Consider the following 18,783-nt stretch of genomic DNA (forward strand, 5'->3'; position numbering starts at 1 on the left):
CCCATGACTTCACCCTCCTCTTCCTCTTCCGATTCGACCCCGCAGACGGACTCGGATCAGCAGCCCCAGCAGGATTCGCCGCGGCCCAGGCCGTCCCGGACGGGGCTGTTCGCCTCGCCGTCGGCGGTCCGGGCCGCGCTGCTCAACCTCTCCGGGCTCGGTGCCGGATACCTCTACCTGCGCAAGTGGATCCTCTTCGCGGTCGCGTTGGTCGTCACGGCGGGCCTCCTGGTCGGTGCGGCCCTGCACGGGGCCGCGGACCAGCTGTTGGTCTGGGTGCCGGTCCTGTTGGTGTGGTTCCTGGCGGCTGGTGTCCACGGGCTGTTCGTCGGGCGTTCCCACGACGAACGCGCCACGGTTGCGGGTGGTCAGCCGGTGAGGAGGTTGGCGCCCGTGTTGACCGCGGTCGGTCTGGTGCTCGCCGTGACGGCGGCGCTGGCCGGTGTGTGGCAGTCGGGGGAGTGGCGGCTGCGGGTGGCCGACGCCGCCCATGCCCGGGGTGGGTGTGATGAGGCTGTGGACATCTACGGGCAGGTCGAGGGCGGTTTCCAGCTTTCGATGTCGCCGTCCCTGATGGGTCGCGCGCGTTCGGGTGTCGAGGCGTGCGACCTGCTCGCCGAGGCGCGGTACCAGGCGGAGTTCCAGCAGTACGGCCAGGCGGCGGACACCTACGGTGAGTACTTCGCTCACCCGGCCTCCCGGTGGGGGGACACCGACGGCGAGGCGGCCGACGCCATGCTGGAGCTGTACGAGCTCGGTACCGCCTACTACGGCGATCGGCTCTGGTGTGACGCGTTCGACCAGATCCAGGTCTTCGCCGACCTCGACTGGACGTTCGCGCCCGCGGTCGCCGAGCGGATCGACGCCGAGTCCCCCGATGCCGCGCGCCGGTGCGGCTGGGCCGAGGTCGAGGACGGGTCGGCCGACCGCGCGGAGGAGATGACCGACTTCCTGACCGCGGAGTACCCGGACCACGAGGCCGACGACGTCGAGGACCTGGTCCGCCACGTGGGCGCCGCCCACGTCGAGGAGGAGATGGACGAACTGGGCGCGAACGAGGGGAACGCGTTCGACACGTATCCCACCGGGAGCGCGGACGGTGACGTGGCCGTCCTGGACTTCACCAACGACAGCGCCTACGACATGCGCCTCCTCTACGTCGGTCCGGACGGCGTCCACGGGGACATCACCACCCCCGGGTGCGAGGACTGTGAGGACTACACCTCGCCTCCGTTCCTCAGTTCGTGTCTCGCTCGTGGGGGAGAGGCCATGCGGGTCGAGCTGGAGCCGGGCGAGTACCGGATGCTGCTCACCATGGTGGGCAAGACCAGGCCGATGCACGGCACGGTGAACCTCACCGGCGGCAACGAGTACCAGGAGTGCTACTTCGTCGGAGGCTGACCCGGCGGCGGCCCGGGGCGGACCACGCGCCCGCCCCGGGCGCTTCCGTGCGTCCTCCCCCCGACCCCGGGCTCCCGGCGCCGGGCCCCGGTGCGTACTGTGTGCAGTGGAACACGCGCACTGGAACGGGGGTCACGGCATGGGAGGGCGCACGTCCTGTTCGCTCCGACTGGCGTGGGACGACGGACTCACCGCCTACGACTTCGGGCCGCAGCACCCGATGGCTCCGGTCCGGGTCGAGCTGACCATGGCGCTCAGCCGTGAGCTGGGCGTTCTGGACGCTCCCGGCGTGAGCCTCCTGGACGTGGAGCCCGCCTCCGACGAACTCCTGTCGCTGGTGCACGATCCCGCCTACATCCAGGCGGTGAAGCGCGCGGGCAAGACGCTGGAGCCCGACGACGTCCACATGCTCGGCACCCCCGACAATCCGGTCTTCCCCGACATGCACGACGCCGCCGCCCTCATCTCCGGCGCGTCCGTCGCCGCCGCGCGGGCGGTGTGGACCGGGGAGACCGCGCACGCCGCCAACATCGCGGGCGGCCTCCACCACGCCATGCGCGGCCACGCCTGGGGTTTTTGCGTGTACAACGACCCGGCGCTGGCGATCGCCTGGATGCTGGAGCAGGGGGCGAAGCGCATCGCCTACGTCGACGTCGACGTCCACCACGGCGACGGCGTGCAGCGCGCCTTCTACGACGACCCCCGTGTCCTCACCATCAGCCTCCACGAGTCGCCGGCCACGCTCTTCCCCGGCACCGGTCAGGCCGCGGAGACGGGCGGACCGGGCGCCGAGGGCTACGCGGTCAACGTCGCCCTTCCGGCCGGAACCGGGGACACCGGGTGGCACCGCGCCTTCGACGCGGTCGTGCCCCCGCTGCTGCACGAGTTCCAGCCCGAGATCCTGGTCACCCAGCAGGGCTGCGACACCCACGCCCTGGACCCCCTGGCCAACCTCACCCTCAGCCTGGACGGCCAGCGCCGCGCCTACGCCGAGCTGCACAAGCTCGCCCAGAAGACCGCGGGCGGCCGGTGGCTGCTCTTCGGCGGCGGCGGATACGGTCTCGTGCACGTCGTACCGCGCGCCTGGACGCACCTGCTGGCCGAGGCCGCCGGAATGCCGGTCGACCCCGACACCGAGACGCCGCAGTCCTGGCGCGACTTCGTGCGGCGGCGGACGGGGGAACAGGCTCCGCTGTACATGACGGACGGGCGCGAGGTGGACTTCGCGCGGTTCGAGGACGGTTACGACCCGGGTGACCCGGTCGACCGGGCGATCAACGCGACGCGTACCGCCGTTTTCCCGAGCCACGGAATCGACCCCAGTCTCTGACCTCCCCGGACTCTTCGGGATTTTCTCCGCGTGCGCGTGCAGGCGTACGTTCATGGTGGAAATCACCAGGATTGGGCGTGGCGCGCGTCCAGTGGGTAGGAAGAGGTTGAATACCGGGCGAACGGGAGCAGGCGTCGTGGTGGCCGCACAGCGTGGCGCACGCTCGCCGCGCATTCGAGGAAGGGGAACGCCGGTGACGCCGCCGACACGCGCTGAACTCATCACGTATCTGGTTCGCAAGGGAATCGCCGGGCATGTCGACACCCCGCGCCAGAACAACCTTCGGCACTACCGGCGACTCGTCGACGGCGACACCTACCACCGGTTCGGCCTGACCTTCTCCCACGACTGGACCTACTCCGAGGTCCTCGCGCTCATGAGCAAGCGGTGCGGCGTGGTCGGGGACGAGGAGTACGTCTGGGGCATGGACACCATCGACCCGGACCTGACCGTCGACGCGCTGGAGGGTGTCGCCGACCGCCTCGCCCTGGCGGCCGAGCGCCGCGAACCGGTCATGTTCGCCACCGGGCACCCCCTCAAGCTCCGTGAGATGTACGCCGCGTGGAAGGACGCGCTGGCCGAGCGCGGGTGCCCGGTCCTGACCGCGGCGGGTGGGTACACCTACGAGGTGCCGGCGGAACGCCCTCCGAGCCGCCGGATCGTGGTCTGGGAGGACGATGTCGCCATCGTCACGGACGGCCACCACCCCCGTCACAGCCATCACCCCTTCGCCATGCGTGCCATCCTCGGCGACCTCGCCAACCAGGGTGAGGCGTGGCCGCAGTTGGTCATCGCCGATCACGGCTTCGCGGGGGCGGCGGGGGAGGCGGGGGTGCCCGCGGTGGGATTCGCCGACAGCAACGACCCCGCCCTCTTCCTCGCGGAGCACGAGGGAAAACTACTGGTCACCGTGCCTTTGGACGACGGATATCCACCTGAGGACTACGCGCCTCTGCGTGATTACGTTCTCGCACGGGCGGGACTCATGTGATCAGGGGAGACCATTTATACCCAGCGCTAAACCTCTTTGGCCGCGTCGGCGAGGTATGTCGGCGAAGACAGGACAAACGCCCTTTCGCTCCGGCGAACTCCGTCCTACTCTGAAAACGGACGTGTCAGTAGTGACGGTATGACACACCGGCGTGGCGGTGGGGCGGGCGCATACCGGGGTCGCCCCTCCTTGGGCCTCCGCGCCGGGACGAACGGTAGACAATGCTCACGTCCGGGAATGAGGGCGTCGGAAGATGAACGGGAGCAAGCCGCCTCTCGACGAGGTCAGGTTTTTGACCGTGGCGGAGGTCGCCACGATCATGCGTGTGTCCAAGATGACCGTTTACCGAATGGTGCACTCGGGGGTTCTCCCCGCGATTCGTGTGGGACGTTCCTACCGGGTCCCCGAGCGCGCCGTGCACGACTATCTCCGTGAGGCCTTCGTCGAGGCCGGCTGACAGCGGAGCGGCGACCGGGGCGGGGCCGTGTGCCCGGCCCCCGGTCTGCTGAACACATGACGGTCGGTGCGGGGGCGCTCGCCCCACCACCGATTCCTCTGGGGCCTCTCCTGCGCTGGGCGAACGCCGCTTCCGTCGGGGCGCCGAGGTGGGGTGCCGGGTAGCTACTACACTTTGTCGTTGTTGTAGTCCGCCCTGCTCAGCCCCCTTCGTGAGGACCGTCGATGCCCAGTGCCAGAGTCGGTGCGCGGCCGCGTGTGCCGCGCCTCGCCGTGACCGCGATCGCCACCGCGCTCGTCCTCACCGGCTGTGCCGGGGGGACCGAGATCCAGAACAACGACGACGCGCGCTTCATCTCCGGCGACGGCAGCGCCACCGCGTTCGCCCCGGGGGAGAGGCTGGAGGCGCCCGACGTCACCGGTACCTCCCTGGACGGCGAGGAGATCTCGCTGAGCGACTACGAGGGCGGCGTCCTCGTCCTCAACGTGTGGGCCAGCTGGTGCGGCCCCTGCCGGGCCGAGCAGCCCGTCCTCGACGAGGTGCACACCGAGTACGCCGACCTGGGTGTGGACTTCCTCGGTGTCAACATGAAGGACGACGACACCGCCGCCCAGTCCTACGCCTCCGCCCAGGAGGTCCCCTACCCCAGTCTGTTCGACCCGCCGGGCGAGGTACCGCAGGCCTTCCGCGACACCGTCCCGCCCCGGTCCATCCCCACCACCATCGTGATCGATCCCGACGGCCGCATCGCCGCCCGCGTCATCGGCCCCACCACCTACGGGCAGCTGACCGAGCTGCTCAACCCGGTGGTGGTCGAGTTCGACCTCGGCGACCCCGAGCAGCGCACGCGTGTCGCCGAACAGGAGGCGGCCGAGGCCGAGGCGACGGAGGCGCGGAGCGATCCCTCCGACACCGACGCGGAGCCCTCCGAGGACGCGGACTCCGGCGACGGTGACACGGACGGCTCCGACGGGGGCACCGACTGATGGACGCCATCGGTACCACCGTCCTCAGCGGGTCCCTCCTCCTGGCCGCGCCCCTGGCCCTGGTCGCCGGGCTCGTGTCCTTCCTCTCCCCGTGTGTCCTGCCGCTGGTCCCGGGCTACCTGTCCTACGTCACGGGCATGAGCGGCACCGCCGTGCGCGAGCGCCGGACCGCGTCCGGGGGCGCCACGGCCACGGCCACCGACGTCGACACCGAGCTGGCCTCGCGCCGTTGGACGATGGTCACGGGCAGCGCCCTGTTCATCGCCGGGTTCACCCTGGTGTTCGTGGCGGTCGGCGGATTCGTCGGCTGGCTGGGTGACGCCCTCCTGGAGTACACCGACCCCGTCACCCGGATCCTGGGGGCGCTCACCATCGTCCTCGGACTGGCCTTCATGGGCCTCGTCCCGGGGTTCGGCCGCGAGTTCCGGTTCCACCGCCTGCCCCGCGCTGGCCTGGCCGGGGCGCCGCTGCTCGGGGTGCTGTTCGGGCTGGGCTGGACGCCGTGCATCGGCCCGACCCTGGCCGCGGTGCAGTCGCTGGCCTTCGTCGAGGGCGGTGCGGGGCGCGGCATGTTCCTCTCCCTGCTCTACTGCGTCGGGCTGGGGCTGCCGTTCATCCTGGCCGCACTCCTCTACCGCAAGGCGCTGGGCGCGTTCGCCTGGCTCACCCGCCACACCCGGGCGGTCACCGTGATCGGGGGTGTCATGCTCGTCCTGGTCGGCCTCGCGATGGTCACCGGCCTCTGGAGCGAGCTGACCACCACCATGCAGGGGTGGACCGCCGGATACCAGACGGTGATCTGATGACCGAGACCCAGACCGGGACGCCGAGCCCGAGATCCGCGGACGGGACCGCCCCCGCACAGCCGAAGGGCATCGGTGCCGTCGGGTGGCTCCGCTGGATCTGGCGGACCCTCACCTCGATGCGTACCGCGCTGATCCTGCTGTTCCTGCTGGCGGTCGGCGCCATCCCCGGATCGATCCTGCCGCAGAACGTGGTCAGCGTCGACGAGGTCGACACCTACTTCCGGGAGCACCCCGACCTGGCTCCGTGGCTGGACCGGCTCTACCTGTTCGACGTCTTCTCCTCGCCCTGGTACGCGGCGATCTACCTGCTGCTGTTCGTCTCCCTGGCGGGCTGCGTCCTACCGCGCGCCGCCGCGCACGCCCGCGCGCTGCGGGCCCGACCGGTGCGCACCCCGCGCCACCTGGACCGGATGCCGTACGCGGCGCGGTTCTCGACGGACGCGAGCCCGGACACCGTCCTGGAGCAGGCGCGCGGGGTCCTGCGCGGTTACCGCGTCGAACGGTACGGCGACTCGCTCTCCAGCGAGACCGGCTACCTGCGCGAGGCCGGGAACGTGCTGTTCCACCTGGCGCTGCTGGCGCTCCTGATGGCACTGGCCGCGGGCGCGTTCTTCGGGTACCGGGGCAACATGCTCATGGTCGAGGGGACCGGCTTCGCCAACACGCTGCCCTCCTACGACGCCATCTACCCCGGGCACTGGACCGACACGGACGACCTCCAGCCCTTCACGCTCGAACTCGACGACTTCGAGGCGACCTTCATCGAGGACGGCGACCTGCGTGGGCAGGCCTCCTCCTACGTGGCGGACATGACCTACCGGGAGTCCCCGGACGCCGAGGAGGCGACGCACCGGCTGGAGGTCAACCACCCGCTGACCGTCGACGGTGTCCAGGTCTACCTGCTCGGCCACGGGTACGCGCCGGAGTTCGTGGTGCGCGACCCCGACGGCGACGTGGTCTTCGACCAGGCGGTGCCGTTCCTGTTCCGGGAGACCGCCACCTTCGCCTCCGACGGCGTGATCAAGGTCCCCGACACCGGTGGTGAACAGCTGGGGTTCGTCGGGGTCTTCCTGCCGACGGCCGCCGAGACCGAGGCCGGGGACCTGGTGTCGTCCTTCCCCGGCGTGGAGAACCCGCGGGTGACCCTGGAGGGCTACCAGGGCGACCTGGGGCTGATCGAACCGCAGTCGGTCTACCGGCTGAGCACCGAGGGCATGGAGGAGCTCGGTTCCTCGCCCGTGATGGAGGTCGGTGACACCTGGGAGCTCCCGGACGGGGCCGGGTCCGTCACCTTCTCCGGCGTCAGCGAGTACGTCAGCCTCCAGACCAACCGCGACGGGGCCCGGCCCTTCGCCCTGGGTTCGGCCGCGACGGCGGTCGCCGGGCTGCTCATCACCCTGTTCGTCCGCCCGCGGCGCGTGTGGGTGCGCGCCACGGAGGGCGCGGACGGCCGCACCACCGTCGAGCTGGCCGGTCTCGGCAAGACCGAGGTGGCCGGGGACAACGCCGAGTTCCACGAACTCACCACCAGGCTCGCCGACCGGCTCCGCGACGGGTCCGCCGGGACGGGGCCGCCCAACACACCATCCGACCCAGTCGACGAACGGAGTGACCGGTGACGTTTGCCGGAGTGTCGAACGAGGCGATGGCGTCAGCCAGCGACACGTTGATCATCGGGATGATCCTCGCGTACGCGGCGGCGCTGTTCCTCTTCGCGATCGAGGCCGCCTACGGGCGCCGCACCAAGTTGAAGGCCGGTCGGCTCATGCCGGTGGCCGCCGGGGCCGCGGGCCCGACCGACGACGACATCGAGGTCCGGGTCCGCACGCGTGAGGGTGAGGCGCGGGCCTCCCAGAGCGTTCTGGGCCGGATCGCCCTGGGGGTGACGTCGCTCGGCTTCGTGATGAGCCTCGCCCAGGTGGTCACGCGCGGCCTGGCCGCGGAGCGCTGGCCGTGGGGCAACATGTTCGAGTTCGTCGTCGCCCTGTGCCTGGTCGCCGTCGCCGGACTGCTGTTCGCGTCCTTCCGCTACCAGGCGCGGTTCCTGGGGGCGTTCGTCCTCGTCCCGGTGCTGCTGCTGCTGGGGATCGGCGTGCGGTGGCTGTACGTGGACCCGGGCCCGCTCATCCCGGCGCTCCACTCGTACTGGGTGCCGATCCACATCACCGCGCTGATCGTCGCGGGCGGCGCGTTCATGGTCTCCGGTGCCGCGGGCATCACCTACCTGGTGTCCGACCGCGCCGAGACGCGTCGGGCGCGCGGCGAACAGGTCACGGGCGTGGCCGGCCGACTGCCCAGCCCGGAGCTGCTCGACCGCCTCTCGCACCGCTTCATCCTGTTCGCGTTCCCGCTGTGGACCTTCGGCATCATCGCGGGCTCGATCTGGGCGGACGAGGCGTGGGGCCGCTTCTGGGGCTGGGACCCCAAGGAGGTGTGGTCGTTCATCTCGTGGGTGATCTACGCCGCCTACCTGCACGCCCGGGCCACCGGTGGCTGGCGCGGCCGGAGGGCGACCTGGATCAACGTGCTCGGCTTCGCGACCGTCATGTTCAACTTCTTCGCGGTGAACTACGTGTTCAGCGGACTGCACTCCTACGCGTGACCGGCGGCCTCAGGCCGGGGCGGGGGCCGTGGAGTCCCGGACCACCAGTGCGGTGTCCAGGGAGACGGTCCCCGGGGACTCCCCGGCCACGGCCGCCTGGAGGAGGAGGTCGACGGCGCCGCGTCCGGCCGCGGCGACCGGCATGTCCACGGTGGTGAGCGCCGGGCGGCAGTGGCGTGCGATCCGGGTGTTGTCCACACCGACCACGCTCAGGTCGCGCGGTACGGACCCGCCGAGCTCCTCCACCCCGCGCACCAGTCCCAGGGCGACCAGGTCGTTGTAGGCCAGGGCGGCGGTCGCGCCGCTGGCGACGACTCTCCCGGCCGCCGCCCGGCCCCCCTCCTCGGTCGGCGGGTTGGGGCCCGCCTCGTGCACACTCACCCCGTGCTCGGCCGCCCGTTCCCGGGCCGCCCGCCCGATCTCCCGGCTCGTCCACGACGCGCTCGGCCCCGTGAGGACGGCGATGCGGCGGTGACCGAGCTCCACCAGGTGGTCGACGGTCTGCCGGGCGCCCGAGGCGACGTCCATGAGCACCGCGGGTAGACCGCGCACCCTCCGGTTGACCACGACGAAGGGGACGTCGCGGCTCAGTTCCGCTATCACCTGGTTGTTCAGCCTCGGTGCGACCAGGAGCGCTCCGTCCACCTGTGTGGCCATGGAGCGGATCAGCTCCTCCTCCACCTCGGGCCGCTCGTCGGTGTCGGCGACGAACACGTGGTGGTCGCGGGTCCGGGCCTGTGCCTGGGCGGCCTTGATCAGCGGCGGGAAGAACGGGTTGGCGATGTCGGCGACGATCAGTCCCAGGTTCCCCGTGCGGCGGGTGGACAGCGCCCGGGCCGCGCGGTTGGGGCGGTAGCCGAGCACGTCGGCGGCGGCCAGGACGCGCGTCCGGGTCCGGGTGTTGACCAGGTGCGGTGCGGAGAAGGCCCGCGAGACGGTGGAGACGTGCACGCCGCTCTCACGCGCCACATCCCGGATCGTGACGGCCACGGTCGGCCTCCCCCCCACTCGCCGCGTCGAGTTCTCAGAGACTACGGCAAACGGTTGCCGTTCGCGACGGCGGGCGTCTCGGTCCGGTAGGCAACCGGACCGGGTACAACGCCGTTTTTCCCAGGTTTTCCGTGTCGAACGCGTGTCGGGAGGGTTGACTCCGCGCCGGATGTCGGGGGATCGTTTTGCAAACGTTTGCAATCAGATGGCCGTCACCGCCGGCCACCCCCTCCCCCCCCAGGACGGACGTATGTCACGACGCAGACACCTGCTCCCCCTGACCCTGGCGACCGCGCTGGCCGCTGTCGGCGCCCTCGCCCCCGCTTCCGTCTCCGCCGGATCCGGCTCCCCGGTCCCGGACACCGCCACCACCTCCGGCGGCCCCACCGACCCCGGCCGTGCGGTCCTGTCCGGGAACGACGGATGGGGCGCCGCCGGAGCGGGGACGACCGGCGGGTCCGAGGCGGCGGCCGGGGACGTCTTCCACGTGTCCACCCTGGAGGAGTTCCGCGATGCGGTCGGGGCACGCGAGGGCGACACCCCGCGGATCGTCCGCGTGGAGGGCGTCATCGACGCCAACACCGCCCCCGACGGCACCGCCCTGTCGTGTGCCGACTACGCCGTCGACGGCTACACGCGGGAGGAGTACCTCGCCGCCTACGCCCCCGAGGTCTGGGGTTGGGAGGACCCCGAGGGGCCGCTGGAGGAGGCGCGGCTGGCGTCGTCCGACCGCCAGGCCGAGCAGATCGTGGTGCGGGTCGGCGCCAACACCACCATCGTGGGGGCGGACGGGAACGCGGCCGTCACCGGGATGAGCCTGCGGATCACCGACGTGGAGAACGTCATCCTGCGGAACCTGACCATCTCCGACGCCCACGACTGCTTCCCCGGCTGGGATCCGGGTGACGGCGGCTCCGGCAACTGGAACTCCGAGTACGACAACGTCGAGATCTCGGGGTCGACCAACGTCTGGGTGGACCACAACACCTTCGACGACGGGGACAACCCGGGCAGTGAGCTCCCCTCGTACTTCGGGCGCAAGTACGAGGTGCACGACGCCCTGCTGGACATCGTGCGCGGGTCCGACCTGGTCACGGTGTCCTGGAACCATCTCGCCGACCGCGACAAGGCCATGATCCTGGGCAACAGCGACAGCCGTACCACCGACCGCGGGCGGCTGCGGGTCACCTACCACCACAACCACTTCGACGGCCTCGGCCAGCGGGCGCCCCGTGTGCGCTACGGCCGGACGCACGTGTACAACAACTACTACAGCCTGCGCGGCGACCACTACCAGTACAGCCTGGGTGCCGGGTTCGAGTCGCACCTGTACGCCGAGAACAACGTCTTCGACCTGTACGACGGCATCGGCGCCGACGAGATCATCGAGAACTGGGGCGGCACCGACATGGTCGGGTGCGGCAACGCGACGCTGGACGGGGGCCGCGGCCGGCTGGCCCCGGTCGACCTGGTGGCGGAGTTCAACGCCGCCAACCCCGAACGCGCGCTGGGGACCGAGCGGACGTGGACGCCCGCGTACGTCGAGCGGGTGGACCCGGTCCACGCCGTCCGCTCCGTACCGTCCCGGGCGGGCGCCGGTCGCCTGTAGCGGACGCGGGGCCGGAACGGTTCGCGGCGGGCCCGACGTGGTGCGCCCGCCCTCCGGCTCCGGGCCGGGAGCGACGGTGGGGCCGCACCCCCTCGCGGGTGCGGCCCCACCGTCGTGTGAACCGTGCGGTCGTTCAGTCGTCCGGGTCGATGCGGCGGTTGAGCCGTCGCAGGAACTCGGGGTCGTCGTCGGGCCCGAGCGGGTGCGGGCTGTCGGAGGGCTTGGCGAAGTCGGACGGGTCGAGGCCGTCGGCGGCGGACCCGGCCTGGGCCGGAGAGGGCGCGCCGCCGTGAGCCGGGGCCGACTGGCGAGGTCGGCCCAGGAAGAGCCAGAGGATCGCACCGACGGGCATGAACACGGCTATGACGACCAGCCACAGGAATTTCGGCAGGTTACGTACGTCCTGAGCCGACGTGGTGAGCGCGTCGCAGAACGCGTACACCCACAGAACGATCGTCGCGAGAGTGATCAGGCCACCGAGCCATACCATGCTTCCAGCCTACTCTTGCTGTCGACTCCTCACAGCTGGACACCGACACGGGATTCGGGAGTCCGTACGGGGGTGCTGCGGACCGTGGTGGTGAGCGGCGTGTCCCCGCCCTCGGAGGGCGCGGCTCCCTCAGTGCGTGCTCTCGCTCGGTTCACCGAGCAGGAGTGCGCGTACCTCGGACTCACGGAAGCGGCGGTGACCTCCCGGGGTGCGGATGCTGCTGATCCGCCCGGAGGCGGCCCAGCGGGTGACGGTCTTGGGATCAACCCGGAAGAGTGAGGCCACTTCCCCGGGGGTCAACAGGCGTTCGCTTGCTCGTTCCACCTTCACATTCCCCCAATCGTGCCCGCCTCGGACTGCGGGGGCGGCGGGCGTTTGATCCCCTAGTGTGCACGAGTTGGTCCGTTTCCTCCCTAGTTTTCGGAGAAATTGCGTTGTTGGGGGGAGGAGTACGGGATATGTGACCGGAACGTGATGTTCGGCCCTTGCTGTCGGGATTGGAAACATCCCATGACCATCCGGGCCCATGGCTGGGCCGTCCCGGACACTCCTGAGAGGCGACACACGCAGCCCTGGTGCGGGCCTCCCGATGCACGCCCTTAACCTGGAGGTCAGGGCTTCTGGGGCGTCACCCGATCGGCACACGTGCGGGCGGTACGGCCGCCCGGAACGCTCCCGGCCCGCAGAGGGCCGGGCGCAATCGCGCGCTGATGAGTGTTGCGACCAATCTAGTCCAGGCAATCGTCTGTTGTGAGGCTTTTCCATGCGTAGCTGGCTGACCTATACCGCTGCCCGCCTCGGGCTCTTCGCGGCGGCCTTCGGGATCGTCTATCTGTTCGGTGCGCGGTCGTGGATCGCGCTGGTGCTCGCCTGGCTCGTCAGCGGCCTCGTCTCCTACGTCCTGCTGTCGAGGCTGCGGGACCAGATGTCGGCCGCCACGATCGAGCGCCTGAACAGGCGCCGCGACCCGGGGGTGGGCGAGCGGCTGTCGGGCGGTGCCGCGCGTGAGGACGGGGACGGGGACGACGCCGGGCGGACGGACGGCCAGGCGCGCACGTCGGCTGGGGAGGCCTGACGCCGGCGCTCCCCGGCGCCCGGACACGCTGCCCGTCCGCCCGTGCGGGTCGCCTCAGACGGGCGGGAACAGGCCGAGGCGGGCGCGGTACTCGCCGCCCAACTGCTCGGTGTCGCTGCCCACGTAGAGGCCGTCCGGGGTGCTGTGGAGGGCCTCCACGCCGTGCCCCCGGTCGCGGCCCGGGTTCCAGGCCAGCGCACGGCCGGTCTCCGGGTCGACCGCGCCGATCCCCTCGCGCTCGACCGAACCGGGTCCGGCGTTGTGCGCGCCCTCCTCGTTGTCCATCCAGCGCTGGTGCCCGCCGATGTAGACCGCCGCGTCCGTGATCTCCACCGAGTAGAGGGCGTCGCCGCCGGTCTTGTTGAACCAGGTGGGGGTGGCGTCCGGGGTGTCGGTGACCTCGAAGCGGACGGCGGCCTTGCACAGTCCGGGCTTGATCCTGGGGCCGCCGGCGGTCACGACGGCGAAGTAGGTGCCGTCGGGGGAGAAGGACATCTGCCGCATGTACGTGTGCATGCGCGAGTAGTCGCAGTCGGGCTCGAAGGCCGAGGTGGACCACGGGGTCGGGGAGCCGCTCACGGTGTCGATCATGGCGATCTGGTGCCGTTCCTCGTCGTCGACCCTGGTGAAGGTGCCGTTGATGAGCAGCCGTCGGCCGTCGGGGCTCAGGGCGAGTTCCTCGAGGCGGGTGCCGCCGCGCCGGGGTTCGGAGATGCGGGGCGCGAAGTCGGGGTCGACCTCGCCGGTGCGGGCGTCGATCCGGGCCAGACCGAGGCGCCCCGTACCGTCCAGGCCGTGGAAGGCGCCGCCGACGTAGACGTTCGTTCCGTCCGTGGCGAGGCGGTTGACCACACCGTCGTCGAGCTGGACGGTGAAGCCGGGAACGGTGCCGCCGTCCTGGAGGGAGATCCGGGCCAGTCCCCTGCTCCACTCGCCGTTGACGGCACTGAAGTCCCCGCCGATGATCACGGAGCCGTCAGGGCCCTCGACCAGTGAGTTGACGGTCCCGGGCACCACGGGGTCGAAGGACTCGATGACACGGCCGGTGCCGTGCTCGAAGGCGAACAGGTTGCGCCGGTCGTGGGTGACGCCGCGGTCACTGTCGGCGACGCGGTTGAAGGCCCCGGCCACCACGACCACGTCGCCGACGCGCAGGATGTCCTTGATGCGCCCGTCCAGGACGTGCGGGGTCCAGGGGGCGGGTCGTTCGCTGACGACCCCCTCGCCCGAGGCGGAGGCGGCCGGTGCCGACACGGCGGCCCCGACGGGCAGCAGGAGCAGCGCGCTCATCGCCAGCGCGGTGAATCGGGTGGGCTTCACGGAGGACTCTCCTCGGTCGTGGATGGCGGCGGGGCCGGAGTGCCACGGAAATGGGCGCAGCCACATTGTCGCAAAGAGTATCTCCCAAATCACACATGGTGATATTCGCTGTGCCGTGTGTGTCCGGTTTCCTCCGTACACGGGCGGAGACGCGACGCGGGCGTTCATCCGGGAGGGGTCCCGCCCGGAAGGTGCCCGGCGGTGCCGCGCCCGTGTCCCGGCCCTGCTCGTCCAGCCGCGCGACCGCGTCGGACGGACTCCGCGCGGGGCGGCCGCGCCACGCGATCACAGGGGCGGTGCGCCCGGGGGCCGCGTCGCGGCGGGCGCCGATCCGGGGGAGGGGCCCGGTGACCGGGGCGGCGCCCTTAGGCTGGTCCCATGACCCGCGCCAAGCTCGACAAGAAGCCCCAGGACGTCGCGGCGATGTTCGACGGCATCGCCTCCAGGTACGACCTCGTCAACGACGTCATCTCCCTCGGCCAGGACCGCGTCTGGCGGCGCGCCGTGGTGAACGCGGTGGACGCCCACAGCGGCGAACTGGTCCTGGACCTGGCCGCGGGGACCGGTACCTCCTCGGAGTCCTTCGTGCGCAAGGGCGCGCGGGTCATCGCCTGCGACTTCTCCCTGGGGATGCTGCGCTCGGGGGTCGAGCGGCGCGGCGGCGCCTCGCGCGGCGGGGTCACGTTCGTGGCGGGGGACGCCCTGCGGCTGCCGTTCGCCGACGAGACCTTCGACGCGGTGACCATCTCCTTCGGGCTGCGCAACGTCAACGACGTGGACCAGGCCCTGCGCGAGCTCCTGCGGGTGACCAAGGTCGGCGGGCGCCTGGTCATCTGCGAGTTCAGCCACATTCCGGTCGAGGCCGTGGACCGGATCTACTCCACCTACCTCATGGCGGCGCTGCCGAGGATCGCCGGCGCCGTGTCCGGCCGCAGTGAGGCCTACGACTACCTGTCGGAGTCGATCATGGCGTGGCCGAACCAGCCCGAGCTGGCGCGCACCCTACAGGACGTCGGCTGGTCCCGGGTCGCGTGGCGCAACCTGACCCTCGGGACGGTCGCCCTGCACAGGGGCTTCCGGGAGAAGTAAAATCCGACATTGGTACCTCTTGGTCCCATAGGTCACACATAACTCAATAACTCGCAAACCCTGAGGAACTTCTTGTTCTTCAGGGTTTTTCGTGTGGCTCGACGGGCTCGTGTGGTGCCGGAAACCATCCCTGAGCTGTGTGTATGTCAGGGAGTGGCGGCTTTCTGGGGCTGGTGCAACCGTCTGTAGCTGTATGTCCCCTTTATTGCTAGAGGGTTCCGAATACCCCCTCGGGACTCGCCTATCGACCCCCGGAGGGTCTAGACTGCGGAAAAGTGGCCTTGTGAAGCACTTCACAAGGACGCGAGGTGTATCCCACAAGCCACAAACCGGACATCCCGGAAGGCGGGGTCACCTCACGACAGACCCCGTGAGCGGGTCGGACCCCGCACAGGCCCGCCACGGTGCACCGCGCGAGTAGTCGAGGACCCACCGTGAGCGAGACAGCCACCTCCTCCCCCAGACGCCGGGAGCGGATCGAGTACGACGCCGACGTGATCGTGGTCGGCGCCGGACCCTCGGGCTCCACCACCGCGTACTACCTGGCCCAGTCGGGACTGGACGTCCTCCTGCTGGAGAAGACCTCCTTCCCCCGCGAGAAGGTCTGCGGGGACGGGCTCACCCCCCGTGCGGTCAAGCAGCTCACCGCCATGGGGATCACCTTCGAGGACGAGGGCTGGATCAGGAACCACGGCCTGCGCATCATCGGCGCCGGTGTCCGCCTCGACCTCCCGTGGCCGGACCTGGCCGCCTACCCGGGTTTCGGACTCGTCCGCACCCGCTTCGACTTCGACCAGATCCTGGTCAACCGCGCGGTCGCCGCCGGGGCCAAGCTCCTGGAGCGCACCACCGTCACCGGCCCGCTCATGGACGAGCGCAGCAACCGCATCGTCGGCGTGCACGCCAAGGACGCCGACCGCGAACCCGTGACCTTCCGCGCCCCGCTCGTCGTCGCCGCCGACGGCAACTCCTCCCGCCTGTCCGTGGCCATGGGCATCCGCAAGCGCGACGACCGCCCGATGGGCGTGGCCGTGCGCACCTACTTCGAGAGCCCCCGCCACGACGACGACTACCTGGAGTCCTGGCTGGAGCTGTGGGACCGCACCGGTGACCGCGACGTCCTCCTGCCCGGCTACGGCTGGGTCTTCGGCGTCGGCGACGGCACCTGCAACGTCGGCCTCGGCATCCTCAACTCCACCTCCTCCTTCCAGGAAGTCGACTACCGCAGACTCCTGCGCCGGTGGACCGAGAGCATGCCCGAGGGCTGGGGTTTCACCGAGGACAACCAGAGGGGCGCCATCCGCGGCGCCGCGCTCCCGATGGGCTTCAACCGGGTGCCCCACTACTCCCGCGGACTCATGCTCGTCGGCGACGCGGGCGGCATGGTCAACCCCTTCAACGGCGAGGGCATCGCCTACGCCATGGAGGCCGGGAACATCGCCGCCGACGTCATCACGCAGGCGCACGGCCGCCCCACGCAGCAGACCCGCGAACGGGCCCTCCTGCGCTACCCCGACGTGCTCGCCGACACCTACGGCGGCTACTACACGCTCGGGCGCTACTTCGTGCGGATGCTCGGCCAGCCCGAGTTCATGAAGTACGCGACCCGCTACGGCCTGCGCCAGCGCACCCTCATGAAGTTCGCGCTGAAGATGCTCGCCAACCTCACCGAACCCACCCAGGGGGACGCCATGGACCGGGTCATCAACGGTCTGTCGCGCATGGCGCCCGCCGCGTAGGGCCGGGGCCCGAAGCCGTACACACGCCAGTCCCCCCGTCCGCGCGCGGGGGGAATCCCGGGACGAAGGATGAGCCCCCGCTAGTGAAAGCAATCACAAGCATGTACCTCCCCGAACAGCCAGAAGGAGGGTGACCGATGGAGCTCTACACACCGATCTTCGTGCTCGGCGGGATCGGGGCCGCGTTCGTCGTGGTGTCGATGGTGGCGGGGGCGGTCATGGGCCCCAAGCGCTACAACCGAGCCAAGATGCAGGCCTACGAGTGCGGCATCGAACCCACCCCGCAGCCCGCGGGCGGCGGACGCTTCACCGTCAAGTACTACATGACGGCCATGATGTTCATCGTCTTCGACATCGAGATCATCTTCCTCATCCCGTGGGCCGTGCACTTCGACGCCCTGGGCTGGTTCGGACTGGTCGCGATCGTCCTCTTCCTGGTGAACGTCTCCATCGCCTACGCCTACGAGTGGCGCCGCGGAGGCCTCGAATGGGACTGATCCCGACGGCGGCCCGCCCGTCCCGCACCCGGCCAACCCACGGTCCCGAGGAGGTCCGTCACTGATGGGACTCGAGGAGAAACTGCCGAGCGGCATCGCGCTCACCACGGTCGAACAGGTCGTCGGCCTGGCCCGCAAGAGCTCGATGTGGCCCGCGACGTTCGGACTCGCCTGCTGCGCCATCGAGATGATGTCCGTCGGCGGCCCCCACTACGACCTCGCCCGCTTCGGTATGGAGAAGTTCGGCGCCACGCCCCGCCAGGCCGACCTCATGATCGTCGCCGGCCGGGTCAGCCAGAAGATGGCGCCGGTCCTGCGCCAGATCTACGACCAGATGCCCGAGCCCAAGTGGGTCATCGCGATGGGTGTGTGCGCCTCCAGCGGCGGCATGTTCAACAACTACGCGATCGTCCAGGGCGTGGACCACATCGTCCCGGTCGACATGTACCTGCCGGGCTGCCCGCCCCGGCCGGAGATGCTCCTGGACGCCGTGCTCAAGCTGCACGACAAGGTGCAGAACACCAAGCTCGGCGCCCACCGGGAGCAGGAGATCACCGAGACCGAGGAGCGGATGCTGCGCCGTTCGCTGCCGCTGGTGAGCAAGGACTGAGGATGAGCACCGAGAACGAGGCCAACCACAACGGGGACGGCGCGGAGGCCGAGGAGAACCTTCCCGACCGCCGGGGCAGCGAGCGCCTGGCCGCGCCCGTCGTCCGCACCGGCATGTTCGGGGCCACCACCACCGGGGACACCTCCGGCTTCGGCCGCCTGAACGTGCGGGGGAGCGCTCCCGCCGTGAGCTCGCGTCCGTTCACCGACCCGGAGGACCCCCGCACCGCCGACTTCGACCGGGTCGCCGACGGCCTGGAGGCCGCCCTGGGCGAGGGGGCCGGGGCGGTGGAGCGGATCGTCGTCGACCGCGGGGAGATCACCTTCCACGTGCGCCGCGACGCCCTGGTCGAGGTCGTCCGGGCCCTGCGCGACGACCCCGCCCTGCGCTACGAGCTCTGCACCGGGGTGTCCGGTGTGCACCTCCCCGACGACACGGACCGGGAGCTGCACGCCGTCTACCACCTCCGGTCGATCACCCACAACAGCCAGATCCGCGTCGAGACCGCCTGCCCCGACGCCGATCCCCACGTCCCCTCGATCGTGTCGGTCTACCCGACCAACGACTGGCACGAGCGCGAGGCCTGGGACTTCTTCGGGATCGTCTTCGACGGGCACCCCGCCCTCACCCGGATCCAGATGCCCGACGACTGGCACGGCCACCCCCAGCGCAAGGACTACCCGCTGGGCGGAATCCCGGTCGAGTACCGGGGCGCCACCGTGCCCCCGCCGGACGAGCGGAGGTCCTACAAGTGAGCCCGCGGACCACCACACCACGGTTCGGCCTGAAGG

The 18,783-nt window shown here is 70.6% G+C and carries 19 protein-coding genes; 15 read left to right on the forward strand and 4 right to left on the reverse strand.

The window, feature by feature from the left end; translation table 11 throughout:
- The first annotated feature begins 3 nt into the window (after window positions 1–3).
- The 8 genes from ACTVAJ_RS12455 to ccsB all read left to right on the forward strand — a co-directional run bounded on the left by ACTVAJ_RS12455 (window position 4) and on the right by ccsB (window position 8,573).
- Window positions 4–1,401 (forward strand): DUF1109 domain-containing protein, encoded by a 1,398-nt coding sequence (locus ACTVAJ_RS12455; protein WP_470388288.1) that lies wholly within the window; start codon window positions 4–6, stop codon window positions 1,399–1,401.
- Window positions 1,402–1,570: 169 nt separating this feature from the next.
- A complete protein-coding gene (locus ACTVAJ_RS12460; protein WP_470388490.1) occupies window positions 1,571–2,731 on the forward strand; it encodes an acetoin utilization protein AcuC in 1,161 nt (386 codons plus the stop codon).
- Window positions 2,732–2,924: 193 nt separating this feature from the next.
- Entirely contained in the window at window positions 2,925–3,722 is a 798-nt protein-coding gene (locus tag ACTVAJ_RS12465) for a phosphatase (protein WP_470388289.1), read from the forward strand.
- Between the two features lie 253 nt (window positions 3,723–3,975).
- Entirely contained in the window at window positions 3,976–4,179 is a 204-nt protein-coding gene (locus ACTVAJ_RS12470) for a helix-turn-helix domain-containing protein (protein ID WP_017601078.1), read from the forward strand.
- Between the two features lie 224 nt (window positions 4,180–4,403).
- Complete coding sequence (locus tag ACTVAJ_RS12475; protein WP_470388290.1) at window positions 4,404–5,165, forward strand: TlpA family protein disulfide reductase; 762 nt, start codon at window positions 4,404–4,406, stop codon at window positions 5,163–5,165.
- Window positions 5,165–5,968 (forward strand): cytochrome c biogenesis CcdA family protein, encoded by an 804-nt coding sequence (locus ACTVAJ_RS12480; protein WP_470388291.1) that lies wholly within the window; start codon window positions 5,165–5,167, stop codon window positions 5,966–5,968. The genes ACTVAJ_RS12475 and ACTVAJ_RS12480 overlap by 1 nt, the downstream gene beginning before the upstream one ends.
- Window positions 5,968–7,590 (forward strand): cytochrome c biogenesis protein ResB, encoded by a 1,623-nt coding sequence (resB, locus tag ACTVAJ_RS12485; protein WP_470388292.1) that lies wholly within the window; start codon window positions 5,968–5,970, stop codon window positions 7,588–7,590. The genes ACTVAJ_RS12480 and resB overlap by 1 nt, the downstream gene beginning before the upstream one ends.
- A 26-nt stretch (window positions 7,591–7,616) precedes the next feature.
- A complete protein-coding gene (gene ccsB / locus ACTVAJ_RS12490; RefSeq protein WP_470388293.1) occupies window positions 7,617–8,573 on the forward strand; it encodes a c-type cytochrome biogenesis protein CcsB in 957 nt (318 codons plus the stop codon).
- Window positions 8,574–8,582: 9 nt separating this feature from the next.
- Here the strand turns inward: ccsB and ACTVAJ_RS12495 are convergent, their stop codons facing one another.
- Window positions 8,583–9,563, reverse strand: coding sequence for a LacI family DNA-binding transcriptional regulator (locus ACTVAJ_RS12495; RefSeq protein ID WP_470388294.1), 981 nt, complete (start codon window positions 9,561–9,563; stop codon window positions 8,583–8,585).
- 250 nt (window positions 9,564–9,813) lie between these two features.
- Between ACTVAJ_RS12495 and ACTVAJ_RS12500 the strand changes: the two genes are divergently transcribed.
- The gene (locus ACTVAJ_RS12500) at window positions 9,814–11,172 is read left to right on the forward strand and encodes a pectate lyase family protein (protein ID WP_470388295.1); all 1,359 of its coding nucleotides are present in this window, start codon (window positions 9,814–9,816) and stop codon (window positions 11,170–11,172) included.
- 133 nt (window positions 11,173–11,305) lie between these two features.
- Here the strand turns inward: ACTVAJ_RS12500 and ACTVAJ_RS12505 are convergent, their stop codons facing one another.
- On the reverse strand, window positions 11,306–11,662 hold the full coding sequence (locus tag ACTVAJ_RS12505) for a PLD nuclease N-terminal domain-containing protein (RefSeq protein WP_470388296.1): 357 nt from the start codon (window positions 11,660–11,662) through the stop codon (window positions 11,306–11,308).
- A 129-nt stretch (window positions 11,663–11,791) separates the two neighbouring features.
- The gene (locus ACTVAJ_RS12510) at window positions 11,792–11,992 is read right to left on the reverse strand and encodes a BldC family transcriptional regulator (protein ID WP_470388297.1); all 201 of its coding nucleotides are present in this window, start codon (window positions 11,990–11,992) and stop codon (window positions 11,792–11,794) included.
- Between the two features lie 433 nt (window positions 11,993–12,425).
- Between ACTVAJ_RS12510 and ACTVAJ_RS12515 the strand changes: the two genes are divergently transcribed.
- Window positions 12,426–12,737 (forward strand): DUF4229 domain-containing protein, encoded by a 312-nt coding sequence (locus ACTVAJ_RS12515; protein ID WP_470388298.1) that lies wholly within the window; start codon window positions 12,426–12,428, stop codon window positions 12,735–12,737.
- 54 nt (window positions 12,738–12,791) lie between these two features.
- Here the strand turns inward: ACTVAJ_RS12515 and ACTVAJ_RS12520 are convergent, their stop codons facing one another.
- Entirely contained in the window at window positions 12,792–14,057 is a 1,266-nt protein-coding gene (locus ACTVAJ_RS12520) for a TolB-like translocation protein (RefSeq protein WP_470388299.1), read from the reverse strand.
- 378 nt (window positions 14,058–14,435) lie between these two features.
- Here ACTVAJ_RS12520 and ACTVAJ_RS12525 point away from each other — a divergent pair, with 378 nt between their 5' ends.
- From ACTVAJ_RS12525 to ACTVAJ_RS12545, 5 genes are all read left to right on the forward strand, one after another.
- Window positions 14,436–15,146, forward strand: coding sequence for a demethylmenaquinone methyltransferase (locus ACTVAJ_RS12525; RefSeq protein ID WP_470388300.1), 711 nt, complete (start codon window positions 14,436–14,438; stop codon window positions 15,144–15,146).
- A gap of 434 nt (window positions 15,147–15,580) precedes the next feature.
- Window positions 15,581–16,885, forward strand: coding sequence for a geranylgeranyl reductase family protein (locus ACTVAJ_RS12530; RefSeq protein WP_470388301.1), 1,305 nt, complete (start codon window positions 15,581–15,583; stop codon window positions 16,883–16,885).
- Between the two features lie 137 nt (window positions 16,886–17,022).
- Window positions 17,023–17,382, forward strand: a complete 360-nt coding sequence (locus ACTVAJ_RS12535) for an NADH-quinone oxidoreductase subunit A (protein ID WP_017601065.1) — start codon at window positions 17,023–17,025, stop codon at window positions 17,380–17,382.
- A gap of 64 nt (window positions 17,383–17,446) precedes the next feature.
- A complete protein-coding gene (locus ACTVAJ_RS12540; protein ID WP_470388302.1) occupies window positions 17,447–17,992 on the forward strand; it encodes a NuoB/complex I 20 kDa subunit family protein in 546 nt (181 codons plus the stop codon).
- Between the two features lie 2 nt (window positions 17,993–17,994).
- Window positions 17,995–18,747 carry an NADH-quinone oxidoreductase subunit C gene (locus tag ACTVAJ_RS12545; RefSeq protein WP_470388303.1) on the forward strand — a complete coding sequence of 251 codons (753 nt, stop codon included), beginning with the start codon at window positions 17,995–17,997 and terminating at the stop codon, window positions 18,745–18,747.
- Window positions 18,748–18,783: the final 36 nt, after the last annotated feature.

Source organism: Nocardiopsis sp. KDC1DS13DA1 (assembly GCF_055632325.1).